This is a genomic window from bacterium, assembly GCA_040754625.1.
Classification (GTDB): Bacteria; JACRDZ01; JAQUKH01; order JAQUKH01; family JAQUKH01; genus JAQUKH01.
Map to the genome: position 1 here is coordinate 51,640 of JBFMCF010000096.1, position 13,600 is coordinate 65,239.

Annotated in this window: 14 protein-coding genes; all 14 read right to left on the reverse strand. The window is 36.6% G+C overall.

What is annotated here, in order from left to right; genetic code table 11:
- Window positions 1-86: 86 nt before the first annotated feature.
- A complete protein-coding gene (locus AB1498_08930) occupies window positions 87-659 on the reverse strand; it encodes a methyltransferase domain-containing protein (GenBank protein MEW6088412.1) in 573 nt (190 codons plus the stop codon).
- A 57-nt stretch (window positions 660-716) separates the two neighbouring features.
- Complete coding sequence (locus AB1498_08935; protein ID MEW6088413.1) at window positions 717-1,721, reverse strand: radical SAM protein; 1,005 nt, start codon at window positions 1,719-1,721, stop codon at window positions 717-719.
- Window positions 1,722-1,762: 41 nt separating this feature from the next.
- Window positions 1,763-2,497, reverse strand: coding sequence for an SDR family oxidoreductase (locus tag AB1498_08940; protein MEW6088414.1), 735 nt, complete (start codon window positions 2,495-2,497; stop codon window positions 1,763-1,765).
- Between the two features lie 35 nt (window positions 2,498-2,532).
- The gene (locus AB1498_08945; GenBank protein MEW6088415.1) at window positions 2,533-3,642 is read right to left on the reverse strand and encodes a hypothetical protein; all 1,110 of its coding nucleotides are present in this window, start codon (window positions 3,640-3,642) and stop codon (window positions 2,533-2,535) included.
- 288 nt (window positions 3,643-3,930) lie between these two features.
- Complete coding sequence (locus AB1498_08950) at window positions 3,931-5,382, reverse strand: oligosaccharide flippase family protein (GenBank protein ID MEW6088416.1); 1,452 nt, start codon at window positions 5,380-5,382, stop codon at window positions 3,931-3,933.
- A 211-nt stretch (window positions 5,383-5,593) separates the two neighbouring features.
- Entirely contained in the window at window positions 5,594-6,280 is a 687-nt protein-coding gene (locus AB1498_08955) for a UpxY family transcription antiterminator (GenBank protein ID MEW6088417.1), read from the reverse strand.
- Entirely contained in the window at window positions 6,255-7,220 is a 966-nt protein-coding gene (locus tag AB1498_08960) for a KpsF/GutQ family sugar-phosphate isomerase (protein MEW6088418.1), read from the reverse strand. The genes AB1498_08955 and AB1498_08960 overlap by 26 nt, the downstream gene beginning before the upstream one ends.
- A gap of 4 nt (window positions 7,221-7,224) precedes the next feature.
- Window positions 7,225-7,749, reverse strand: coding sequence for an HAD hydrolase family protein (locus AB1498_08965; GenBank protein ID MEW6088419.1), 525 nt, complete (start codon window positions 7,747-7,749; stop codon window positions 7,225-7,227).
- A complete protein-coding gene (locus AB1498_08970; GenBank protein ID MEW6088420.1) occupies window positions 7,749-8,444 on the reverse strand; it encodes a Wzz/FepE/Etk N-terminal domain-containing protein in 696 nt (231 codons plus the stop codon). The genes AB1498_08965 and AB1498_08970 overlap by 1 nt, the downstream gene beginning before the upstream one ends.
- A gap of 101 nt (window positions 8,445-8,545) precedes the next feature.
- Window positions 8,546-8,959, reverse strand: coding sequence for a nucleotidyltransferase domain-containing protein (locus AB1498_08975; GenBank protein ID MEW6088421.1), 414 nt, complete (start codon window positions 8,957-8,959; stop codon window positions 8,546-8,548).
- Window positions 8,960-8,989: 30 nt separating this feature from the next.
- Complete coding sequence (locus AB1498_08980; GenBank protein ID MEW6088422.1) at window positions 8,990-10,600, reverse strand: polysaccharide biosynthesis/export family protein; 1,611 nt, start codon at window positions 10,598-10,600, stop codon at window positions 8,990-8,992.
- Between the two features lie 83 nt (window positions 10,601-10,683).
- On the reverse strand, window positions 10,684-11,571 hold the full coding sequence (locus AB1498_08985; GenBank protein MEW6088423.1) for a HEAT repeat domain-containing protein: 888 nt from the start codon (window positions 11,569-11,571) through the stop codon (window positions 10,684-10,686).
- Window positions 11,572-11,648: 77 nt separating this feature from the next.
- Window positions 11,649-13,295 carry a putative manganese-dependent inorganic diphosphatase gene (locus AB1498_08990; protein ID MEW6088424.1) on the reverse strand — a complete coding sequence of 549 codons (1,647 nt, stop codon included), beginning with the start codon at window positions 13,293-13,295 and terminating at the stop codon, window positions 11,649-11,651.
- Between the two features lie 12 nt (window positions 13,296-13,307).
- Entirely contained in the window at window positions 13,308-13,484 is a 177-nt protein-coding gene (locus AB1498_08995) for a hypothetical protein (GenBank protein ID MEW6088425.1), read from the reverse strand.
- Window positions 13,485-13,600: the final 116 nt, after the last annotated feature.

The window sequence follows — 13,600 nt, forward strand, 5'->3', positions numbered from 1 at the left end:
GTACGGCGCTACCTGCCTCATCAAATTATTCAAGACCAGATAATTTGTAAATCCTGGATTCGTATTTATGCTTTCCATTAACTCATTTATCCTTTTATCGCTTCAACGTTAAGGGCAACAAATTTACCTTTAAACCATTCACTGTCAGGCAAAATTTTATTTTTTTTATCTCTGTAGGGCATGTAATTTAAACTCCAGTCACGCACTTGCGCGTGTTCTGTCTTATTACGGTCATACCGCCGCACATTTACAAACCCAACAGACAATAAATCTTTCTTAAGTGTTTTAAAATCCCAGCACCAATAATGATAATTACCGGGATTATCCTGCCCTCCATATAATGCGCAGTACATTGTTTCCAAATCCTTTGTTTTCATATAGTATTCACATAGAGACTCAAAATCAGGCACACTAAGCCTCAATATTCCGCCCTTTTTTAATAAATCATACCATCTTTTCAACGCCGGCATATATTCCCACCTGCCCAAATGTTCAAGCACATTACTGCCATAAATTAAATCAACTGAGTTTTCTTCAAATTTTCTTAAATGCCTGACATTATCCACAGCATCAACATTGGGCAAATAATTTGAATCAATATTGATAAAACCATCGATGCGAACATTGCCACAACCCAAATGCAATTTCAATTTATCCATTGTTTTCCCCTGGCTTTCTCTGTTCTAAGCAGGCAACATAGCCTAAAACAGGTTTTTTTATATGAAATTTACTTGATATTTCTTACTGTGTGTGCCGTCAAGAATGATATTTCCTATAATGGTATTAAGCCATTCTTTAGAGCAAAATTTGCATTTTTTTGGATTTATGGAAGCTACTAAATCTTTATGTTTTTGAGAACCCCACAAATCATATAATTCCCGCCAATTGTTTCTAGTATAATCGTCCGTAAGAATATAGCCGGTTCTTACATCGCAACATAAATAAAATTTGTGATTCGCCCCGAAAGTTGCATAAAGTGGAGTCCCCCGGCACACTTCAAATTCATATTGAATTGCAGAGTTCTTAGGCAAGGCATCTTTCAAAATATATTTGCATCCCAATGTCTTTGCCAATTGAGGAAGCATTTCGGCATCAGCGTAATTATCTTTTTGTCTGCATTGAGTTGTCTTTTTCTTGTCTCTGATTCCCATAGTTGGCGAAAGCTCTTTTCTCCCCAGATGAATTTCCTCACACCATCTGATGAATTTGAGGGAAATTTCCAGGTCCGGAACACTATCACGGATACGTTTGACGTTATTGATAATTCGATGGAAGTTTTTCTCCGAAGATCCTTTCAATTGGCTCCAGGTCCTTGCAGTGGCTGCATCTAAACTTATACCCAACCAGCTAAGTAAATGCAGATTTTTAACTTTATCAAGCAAAACCCCATTAGTAATCAATCCCATATGGATACCGTTTTCATATCCGCTCTGAAAAAGATAATGTATGTCCGGATTCAACGTTGGCTCGCTATCTCCTGCTATCCTCCAGGATTTTATGCCCCATTTTTTACAGAACGGTCCCATTTTTTTTATAGTTTCTATAGACATAAATGTTGATTCTTTCGTTTCCTGGCTTGCTCGCTGAGCGCACCATTCGCAATTCAAGTTACATGCACCATTTACAGGATCCACATCCGCCATTATGGGTGGCAAAAATTCTCCGTCCAAAATACCTTTAACTCTATCATAGTATCGTAACAATTTTATTTTCGAATCCATTTTCTAACTTTCCTCATAACTCACGGCCACATTTTTGGTGTTCAACGCGCGCCAGATACAGGAATAATCGAACCTGATACATAAGAAGCCTCATCGGATAACAACCAGGCTATTGTCCTCGCAACTTCTACCGGCTTACCCATACGGCCCGTCGGCAATGAATGTTTTAGCATTTCTCGCCTTTCTTTAGCAATACCTTTATGTACATCCGTGTCAATTACACCCGGGCTCACAGCGTTTACTCTGATGTTAAAAGGAGCTAATTCTTTCGCGAATCCTTTCGTGACAATATTTATCGCTGCCTTTGAAGCGGCGTAATGTGTAAGTTTGTTTCCACCGAATATAGCTGCTTCAGAAGAAACATTTACAATACCGCCTCTGCCAATTTTTTTCATGCGTTTTACTGCCTCTCTAATACAGATAAAAACACCAAATACGTTTAATGAAAAAACTGACGTAAGTGTATCCAAGGTTATTTCTTCACAAACTGAAAAACCTCCGATATCTCCTGCATTATTTACAAGTGCTGTAACAACCCCATAATTCCTATCTATATACTTAAATAGATTAAGAATATCTTTTTCCTTCCTAATGTCAGCTTGTATTTGAACTGCTCTGCCACCAGTTTTCAAAATTTCATCTACAACATTCTGGGCTAATTCTATATCTTTGAAATAGTTCACGCATACAAAATATCCCTTTTCCCCTAACAATTGTGCAGTCGCAGCACCAATACCTTTACTCGCACCTGTCACAAGAGCTATTTCATTGTTCATAGCATGGCCTTTAAGCAATTCTAATGATAGAAAGCTTATTTATCAATAATTTTAGAAACAATTTTATACCACTTTTGATATTCAACAAAAAATTGCTTTATCATTTCTTTTTCAACAGCACCACGTATTTTCATTTTTCCCAAATCTTGTTGGCAATTTTTAATTAATTCGCCAAGTGCTTCAAAATAAGTATTTTTTGTCAACTCAGCGTTCCGAAGCAATAAAACAAAGTCATCAGCCGCACGATTATTTATTAATTCTATGTCCAAATCATCCCATAAATCATGCATATTTCTTATTTGCCTTACTAAGGGTTGGCCAAAAGTTATAACATGACCAAAATGTCCGGCAAGTTTGTTAATTAAATATGCTGTCCATATATCTCCGTTCCTCAAAGTTGATAGTGGCCTATAATATAAAGGTATTAATTCACGACATAAGGATGTGTTTTGATAATTAAACGGAGACCATGTTCCCGGGTAAAGACCAAACTGTTGATCAAAATCAGATTTCATACCAGTGGCACGTATAGGCCAAAATAATCGTGAAATAGCATCTATATCGGGATCTTCGAGCACTAATCCCTGATTTGCAACCACTTTGACTTTTTTTGAACTGTATGTTTTTTTACTTGCCTCAGGATTTCTTTGTTTCCATGGAAAACCTCTAGGATAAAAAGGAATATTATGTTCCTCTTCCAACGCACTATGGACATTAAACCATCCCGAACTATTCTTAATCAACTTCAGATTGGCTTCTGTGCCGGTCACAGAATGAAATCCCACGAAATCATGTTCAGTTGTATAATTATCGTCATCAACTGCAATCAGCCTGTCACATCCTCTCATATAACTAAGCATACCGCCTAACATAATTCGATCGGGTGTATTGTATGGAAAAAGTTCCAGCAGGTCTTTATGTTTGAATAAAGCTTTTTTCTGACCTTCAATGCTTAAATATTCAATATCAAATTTGAATTTATCAGCTATTTTTTTGCAATATTCTTCAGTTTCAGCTGGTGTTTTAACATCGCCAATAACAAGAATTGAGACATCTAATCTATTATAATTTATTAAATTTTGACAAATTCCTTTTATAAATTCTGGAACATTTATAGTAGTAATAGTTATCGCTGTCTTGCCCATCTAAAAAATCTCCTTTTCAGTTTATTAATTATAAATTTATTTTACAATAACCAACTATGCAAATATTTTAATATTCTCCCCTCCTCCCATAATACATCTTCATAATTAACTTTCAACTGATTCGTTATAGCCAGTGCAATATAACAATTCTTTCATTCCTTGTCAACAGGAATTTTAAATGAAAGTATCCTCATTTTTAAAATAATGATTAGAATGGATAATATAATTTTTTTAATAAATCAGGAACCTTGTGAATATTTTATCGTTGAATAATGATTAGCTTTTAAGTCAAGTTGGCAGTATACGCAGTTTCTGGATAACTCCCTTAATTTCACACCTGAAATTCATTGAAACCAAGTAAATAAGACAACTATATAAAAAACAAAATACCGCCACCAGAGCGAAAAATCGAAACCAGTTTTCCGGGTAACACCATGAGAATCCCAAAGTTAAAGAAACCATAACGGCCAAAGCCAAAAAACCTTCATACATGATATTCTTACGATCTTGAACAGACAATTTAAGCAACCTGGAAAAAGTTCGGGAATAATACCAAGCTGAAACTGCAAGTATTGCGACTGATGGGGCAAGTACTGTGCCAAGCAAACCAAAATATTTAGTTCCAAAAATCACTAAAGGGATAAATACCAGTGACTGCACCAGACCTGCTAAACTGTTTCCTTTAATATTGCCAAGAGCCATACAAATGTTCCCAAAACAGTTTGCAGTAAAAGTAAAAATAAGTGACACACAAATTATCAGATTGATGGTTTTACCGGCAAACAGATACGGGCCAACCCAAAGCCTTACAAAATCATCGTTTAAGGCAATAAGGCCTCCAACAGTTAAACAAAGTATCCAAAGCAGCATGTGTATTAAACGAATCAGGACTTTTCGCGCTTTGTCAATTTCACCCGAACCAGTCAAGTGAGAAATAGCAGGCATAAAAGCTACACTCGGCTGGTTGACAAATTCCTTGCTATAATCAGGAGCTTTACGGGTCAGGGATAAAATTGTAACCGTCTCCGGACCCAGAAACCGGGAAACAACAAACAAATCCACGTTATTAGCAAGTATACCAGATACGCGTCCCAGAAATGTATACGATAAAAGTTTTGTTAAAGCAGAAATGTTATTAAACGAAAATTTAAATCCTATTTTTTCATCCGTCAATCTCCAAATAAGGTATGTGCCTTGTCCCAATGTATAGAATACTCCACCAAAGATCGAAGCAATAGCTATGGCAAGCAAGCCAAAACCTTTATAAAGCAAAACGGCAGTCAGAACAGTCATAAGTGCAGTGACAATAAAATTTGTAAGTCCAAATCCCAGACTGCTTTGAAAACCCTGGTTAATGGCAGAAATTGAAAAAGAGAAAACTGTTAGAGAAGTTCCAATCACCGCGATAGAAAATGCCTGTACTATTAACGATTTATCTATACCGGGAGGCAGGCTAAGAAACAACGGTAAATAGGGAGCAATGATAAAACCAATAGCAATTATGGAAATCGAAATAACGCCAGCAATAAACAACCCGCCTCCTAAAAGTTCGCGTATGGTTTGATAATCCCGTTTTCCATAAGCGGAACCTATTCGTTGCTGTAATACAACAGTCAGCCCAGGATCAAAAAACGAAAACCATATAAGAACATTCCCGCTGGCAAGCCATGCTCCATAAACATCAGTTGGAATAAATTTGAGATAAAGAGGAACCATGATAACGCCCGAAACAATTGCCAATAGAATCGATCCGTATCGGATAAAAAGGTTCCATGTGGTAGTTTTTTTTCGGCTTCTAATATACATATAGTAATAATAAATGAGACGGCATTGTTATATTATTTTATTATTGATACTTACGAAATCCCCTGGTGCTTTTGTTTTTTTATAGTGCTTCGCCCTCTCAGTTACATTTCTGTAAACAGTAACCAACGATGGGCAATTTAAATTCTTAAATTTTTTCAACATCTGATGCATCTATTTTTAAAGACGCACCATGCATAAGCACGTCCACTGAAATTATTAGTATATGCTGTCCGGACCTTTTTGAAAGAACACCTTCGACTCCTGAAAGAGGGCCTTTTTTTATCCTCACTCTCTGTCCTTCTTTCAAATAAGGATACGGATCGAGGGGTTCCCGGCTTTCAACAATTCTTCTTAGAAAAATAATTTGTTCCTCCGGTACAGGCTCCGGTTCACCATGTTTTATCCCAAGAAATTTCACTACACCCGTTGTCTTCAAAACATTTAACACATTTTGGGGATTTTTAAGCATATTAACAAAAAGATATCCCGGGAAGAGCGGAAACTTTACCAGTTTTTTTCTATCCTTCCATCTGTTTAGTTTCTCCACAACAGGGAGAAATGTGTTTATCCCGGTTTCTGTTAACCTCTCCAATACCTTAAACTCATGCCGGGACCTCACATGAATAACATACCAAAAAGCTTTATTAGAAAATTCGAATGGAGATTTTCCACTAACAGAATAAAACTTTGAAACCACTCTATCCGATGGATTCATAAAATTGGATAACTTTATTAGTTTTAAAAAATTTTCCGAAGATATATTAATTTCTTCGATTATAAATGTTAAGAGGTCAAGAATTTTTAAATTATAAACCAATGCTGATAAGATCATGCATTCTGACCATACCTACAACAATTTTTTTCTTATTTATAACAGGCAAAATTGTTATTGGTTTTTCCCTTTTTTCCATCATTTCCAAAGCTGTAAAAGCTTTCTCATTTTCATAAATAAAAATTGGTTTTTTATTCATAATATCGTTGATTTTCAATTTAAAAATATCTTTCCCTTTTTCTAGAATTCTTCTTATGTCATAATCCGTTACAAGCCCAATTAATCTACTTTTTTTATCAATTACTGAAACGGCCCCTGCTTTTTTTTCTGTAATAACCATTAACATTTTGTGAATATTGTCGTATTCGTTAACAACCGGATTCTCCATACCGCATAACATAATATCCGAAACTAAAAGGTTAAGCCTTTTCCCCAAACGTCCGCCTGGATGAAAAAATGCGAATTCTTCAACCTTGAAATTTCTAAGCTTCATTAGTACGACCGCAAATGCGTCCCCAATAACAATTGACACGGTAACGCTTGATGTAGGGGCAAGATTAAAAGGGCATGCTTCTTTAATATCTCCGATATTTATTACAATGTCCGAAGTTCTTGCTAAAGGCGAGTTTTTATTGGAAGTTATTGATATAATTTTTACTTTGATTTTTTTAAGGAAAGGAAGCAGGGTGTTTAATTCGGAACTTTCACCGCTTTTCCCGATAGCAATCACGACATCAGACGAATTTACAATTCCAAGGTCCCCGTGCATAGCTTCCGAGGGATGCATAAAAATAGCAGGTGTACCTGTGCTCGCCATTGTGGAAGCAATCTTTTTCGCGGCTATACCTGATTTCCCAATACCTGTTATTATTACCTTTCCCCTGCAATTTAAAATGGCATTAATCGCTTTTTCAAATTCCCTGCTTACTTCTTTTTTAATATCGGATAGCGCGTTTATTTCAATATCTATGACTTTTTTTATTTCGGCTTGAATATTCACAATTCTAAATTTTTTGTTTTATTTTGATGACAAAATCACAAAATTCTCTTACAGCGCCCTTCCCTCCGCGGGCTTTTGTAATATGCAGTGATATTTTTTTAACTTCAGGATACGCGTCAGCCACACAAACAGGCAAACCAACAATCTGCAGACATTCGAGGTCATTTATATCATTTCCCACGTAAGCTGTTTTTTCCAAATCAATTCCTATTTTTTTCACTTCCCTTCTAAGAACTATGGCCTTGTGGTCTATTCCCTGTATACAAGGTATTCCTAGTTTTTTACAGCGGACCGAAACAACGGGATTGACTTCCTTGGAAATGACAAGCATTTTAAGGCCGATATCTCTCAACATATTCAGCCCTAAACCGTCACTCCTGGAACATAAAACACCTTCTGAACCATCCTGCATAACTAAAACCCTGTTGTCAGTAAATACCCCATCAAAATCAAACACAATTAATTTTATCCCCGCAGCTATTTTCTCAATGTCTAACATGGATAGCGGTTTAAAATATTTTTTATTCATTACTGTTTTTTTTCATTAAGATTTTTTAATCTATTTACTAAGTCATTCTTTTTAATATATTCAAAAATAAATACAAAAAAAACAGCAAAAACAAGACTGGATATTCCTGTTAAAATAGATTTCTTAATTAATCCTCTTGGCATTCTTGTTTCAGGTGGAACCGCGCGGTCAATCACCTGGACCAGGGAAATATTTGTGCTTAATTGAAGTTCCCTATTAAAATTATCTAATTTATCCAGATACGAGTTAGCAATTTTTGCAGACAATTCCGGATCCTGAGTTATAACATCTAAGGTTATAACACTTCCTTTACCTAACGAAATTGTTGTTATACCTCTAAGCTTTATTCTTGTATCTTCTAAAAGAGTTTCATTCCATGTTGTTTTCAATTGCAACTCATTAATAATTTTATCCGCCATTTCCCTGCTTTTCAAAATTGAAATTATCAAATCTTCAAGAACCAATTTGGGTTTTAATACTTCTCCTGCCATATTTTCAGATTTATATTCCTTCACATTTAACGGGAAGAAAGTAACAGAAGCCTTATATTTAAACGGCTGTTTTAATATATTTATTGCGTTTAAACATACCGATATTAATACTATACCAATAACAATATTTCTATATTTATATATGACCTTAAAATATTCAAATAAATCTATTTCCTCTTCTCTGCTGAATTCTTCAACCGGCATAAAAATCCTTTTTATAATTTATAATAATCAATTATCTCAATTAAATAATTATCTATGTCAGTCAATCTATTTTTTAAAATATCTTTTTTAAAAGAATATTTTTATCTGCCATTTAAAGCTTCTTTCCTAATCGCTACAATCATGCCTTTCTGCATTTTTTTAAGTAAAAATTGATAATCCAGATATTGGACTATTGTTTTGCTTTTGAACAAAGATAATTTATCCCTGTCCCGTTCAAAAACCACTCTCCCGTTTTTAATTATCTGATAAGACAAAATTTCCCCTGTCTCCTGGAAAATCACCAAATCTATTTCTTTATTCAACAATTTCGCAATATCATTCTTGAACTTAAGTCTGGACATAAAACTCTCTTGTTTGTTTTTGTACGGTTCAGTAAGGACAGCTATATCAACATCACTCTCTGGCCTCTGTTTATCTTCAGCGTAAGATACAAAAAGATAAAGAGCAATTATCTCTTCATTACCCTGGCCGTATTCTTTTAAGATTTTTTCCATATCATTAATCATATTGTTATCTTTCAAATTTTATTTTTTGTTTTCTAAATCTTCTTCCTTTTCCGGGACAATGATAATGTCCCCGCGGGAAATAATTTCATCACCTTTTAATTTCGTGAGGACCTTTCCGCTTGCTTTAACAATATAAATCCCATTTACGTGCGCCCTTTCCGTAAGCCCCCCAACTATATCCAGGTAATAATTTATATTATTGCCTTCTTTGAAAATCACGGTCTCAGGGTTATAAACCGCCCCGCTTATCATTACCCATTCAGGGACAGGCGGTATATATAAACTATCGCCTTTTTCAAGGATTATATCATCTTCTCCATTGCTTATTTTAGAAAAATCAATAATTATCCTGCCCCTGGGGGATTGGGCCGCGAATAATTGCAATGCCTTTTTTCTTTTATCTATTCCTGCCTGCCGGATTTCTCTTTCTTCCTTTAATATCAGGGCTTCCGCCAAGCTTGCTTCTTCTTCCTGGATACCTATCTCTCTTGCCCTGATTTCCTTGTTAATTATTTCTTTTTGCTTTTCTATTAACACCTGCCTTGTCAAAATAATCCCTTCAGGGTAAGCCCATTCCGTCACCCCCTCGAACCGTTTAATTAAACTGCTGAGTTTCTCGCCGTCTTTAATTATATAGCTTCCCGGGTTAACCGCCTCACCTGTAACAGTGACAGTTTTCATCATATCTTTCCCGAAAGGAGTAAAATTATATTCCGGTGTAATAAGAATTGTGTCCATATACTCAATCCTTATATCATCTTTCGTGTTTATTATTTTTTCGAAATCGTCTGTTATAATTTCTTTCACGGCAATAATATTTTTAGTTTCATTATTAAAACGCATAACCTGTATTTTTTTATTAGATTTACCGGGAATAACGCCTGATGCTGTATTTATTACTGCCGACAGATTCGAATCTTTATTTATTTCATATATTCCGGGCCGGACAACATCCCCCCGGACTGCGGCTAAATTTTCTATAAGAGGGACAAAAATCTTGTCACCGTGCTGAAGCGTAATATTTTTTGAATCATCGCCTTTTAAAACAAACTGGTAAAAATCAAAAATACCTATAACCTTATTTCCCCTTACCAATCTTATATTTTTTAAGCTCCCGTTTTCAGCAGGCCCGCCGGTAATTATCAATCCATCTAAAATTCTGGCAAAAGGGCTTATGGAGAACATCCCGGGCTTTCGGACACTTCCCAAAACTGAAATACGTATATCCTGGACATTCCCCAAACTTAAATCGAACTGGACATTTACATATTTCTGGTTTAACGCATTTTTTATCTTTTCCTTTACCTCTTCAAGGACACTACCTACCACATAAACCGACCCGATGCGGGGAATAAGAATTTTTCCGTCATTATCGATTACAAGTGTGTATTTTTCTTCTATCTTTCCCCAGAGATTAATCACCAGTGTATCCCCGACACCTAATTTAAAATCCGGCTCCAGACGGTAAATTTCGCCTTTAAAAGGCGTAGAAAAAGCCTTGGCAAATTCTGCGTTCCCTACGCGCTCTAAATCTCTGTTAAACTGGTAAAAAAGATCATCGGCAAGAGATGTTTTAACAAAAAATACCGTTAAAATAATTAATATGATGTTTTTAAGTAATCCGCGCATATTTTCTCCAGTAAAATGAAATTGATATTATCATATAAAATAAAATTGTGTCAACTGATAAAACTATTTTTTATTATTTATTATTATTCTTTATCCGGCAAATTGTTAATTTCGTCTTTATGGGCAAGAATAAATGATTCGAATTCAGTGCTGTCCATTAGATTAGACAGGCTTTTTATTATATCAGCCTGGATACTTTTATCCTGTTTTAAAAGGTCAACCATAGGTTCTATCGCGCGTTTGTCTTTTATTTTGCCCAGGGATTCCAGTATTGCCAAACGGACACCGCCCTCCTCAATCTTGAGGGCTTCAACCAGCGGACCTACCGCGCGGGTATCTTTGATATTGCCAAGTGCAATTACTACGCCGCATTGAAGGAACATATCATCCCGGAAATTCAGAAACCCTAAAAGGGTTTCGACTGCACGCTGGTCACCTATCCTGCCCAAAACTTCGGCCGCTTTTAATTTAACACCGGTATCCTCTTCATTTTTAAGTGTGTTAATAAGCGGTTCAACCGCGGGCCCGCCCATTTTGGCAAGTACATTCATTACTTCGTTATGCAGCGAACTGAAAGTATTTTTAAGTTCCGAAATAAGTAAATCCACTGATGTGTCGCCCATACAACTCAAGGTTTTTACGGCCCCTTCACGTAAATTTTCGCTGTCGTCTCCAAGCGCCTCAATAAGGATTATTACCGCAGGTTTACCTATCTTACATAACGCTTCTGATACCTCTTCACGAATATTTTCATTGCTGTCCTGGAATGTTTCAATAAGGCTTTTCACAGCGCGTCCGTCTCTTAATTCGCCTAAATCCATTACGGCCTTTTTGCGGATATTACTGTCGCGATTTTTAAGTAAATCAATAGTTTCCTGCATTTTTTCCGGGGTTGTCTGTGATTGAGAATCCCCCAGACCGAACAAAAACCCGAAAAATAAAGTTAGAATGAATATTTTCTTTGACTTCACGATCTTTTCCTTAGAGCTCTTGATACAGTTTTAACACTATATGATACCAGATTTTTGAAAATTTGTGAAAATTTTTTTCAGGTTTCTTTGAAGATACTCAAAAGATGCGGGGCCAACTGTTTTTTGCGGGACAAAACGCCTTTTAATTCGGCAATATGCGGTTCCAGTAAAGGGTAACCCAAACGGCGGCAGAGATTAACATCTCCGTCAAAAACCAATAAGCTGTTCGATACCGAAATATCCGTTACGAGAAGGGCGGAAAAATTATATTTGCGGCTGCGCCTTATTTTTACAAGTTCTTCAGTAAGCCGGTGTTTAATTTTGTCAAATTCGCTAAAACCGACTAATTCTATCTGGCCCACTCCAAAAGTAATTTTCCCTGTTTTATACTCCTTAAAATCAGAAAGTATAATTTCCTCGGGGCTGCGGCCCGCAATATTCACCCCTGATGCCAATAGTTTCGCGCTATAGATTTCTAAATCCAGTTTCGCGGTATTATTGAGCCTTTCCATCATCTCTTTATCCAATGCGGTTGTCGTAGGAGATTTTAAATTAACAGTATCCGATATTATTCCCGAAATCAAAAGCCCTGCAGTTTTCGGATCTATTTCGATATTTTTTTCAAAATAAAGCCTGGATATTAAAGTGCATGTGCTTCCCACCGGCTGGTTAATGAACAATATAGGATGCAGGGTTTCACGGTTGGCGAGCCTATGATGGTCTATAATCTCCATAATCTCGCACTGGTCTGCCCCGTCCACTGATTGCGAAATTTCATTATGGTCTATTAAAATGAGCTTTGGTTTGGAGAATTTCAAAAAATCAGCCATGGTAATTATCCCGGTAATTTTATGCTCCTCGTTAAGCACCGCCATGCCCCTGTTATAAGCCTTCAGGATTTTTAGCTGTGCCTCTTCCAATAACTCATCCGCGGTAAATGTGCCGTCGTAATTTTGCGCCACACGGTAAGCCGGTGTACTCAGCCTGACAAATCCAAGTGTTGTAGCGGTATCATATGGTGAAACTAGGAGGTTTACATTATGCTCAACCGCCATACGGCGTATTTCTTCGGAAATGGACAGCCCGCCTGTAACCACGAGTGCCCTTACCCCGTTTTCAATAGCAATCTCCTGGATTTCCTCCCTATCCCCGGTTATCACAATACATTTTTTATGGTCAAGCCCGGACAAAACCTTGCCAAAAGAAAGTTCCTGCATCGCGCCCACAAGAAAAATTCCCTGGAAAACGTCATCAGAATGGTAAGCGTTCAGCAATTTTCCTCCGAGAGCGGCATGTATATACTTGACTGATGTAAAAATTTCACGTGAGTTTAACGGTGTCACCTCGCGAAAAAGCCCGTGGGCGATATCAAATAAGCTTACTATCCCGCAGTAACAATCCCTTTCATCAACCAACGGTATTAAACGGATATTATTTTTTTCCATCACAGCCAGTAATTCTTTTAATGATGCGTTCTTATTGCAAAAAATCACCTCTTTACTCATCGCATGTCCCACGTTGGGCGTGATGTCCGGAAGGAATAAAGGCGCGGGAACACCAAAATATGATAATACAAATTCCGTTTGCAGGTTAAGGTTCCCCGCCCTCGCGGGAACCACATTATTTTCCCCCTGGGATTGTTTGAGTTTCGCGTATGCAATTGCCGCGCATATTGAATCTGTATCGGGGTTTTTATGGCCGATTATGAATATATTACTAATCATAACTATCTCTTTTTATTTGTCTTTCTCTTTTGGGGTGGCCTTTTCTATTAATTTGTTCATGTCTTTCTCCCAGGAACTCCCTTTTTGTTCTTCGTTACCTTTTCTCGGCCGGCTGCAGCCTAAAAAACCAATAATAAGAAAAAGGCTTAACATATATGATAATAATCTCCTGAAACCGGATTTTTTCATTTTTGCTCCTTTTATTTATCCCGATAGAAGCCTTTAACTCCCTCTATTTTCCAAAGCGGGAAATAACTTTTAACGGAATTTATTACTTATAATACTACCAGATTGGATTTTTTGGC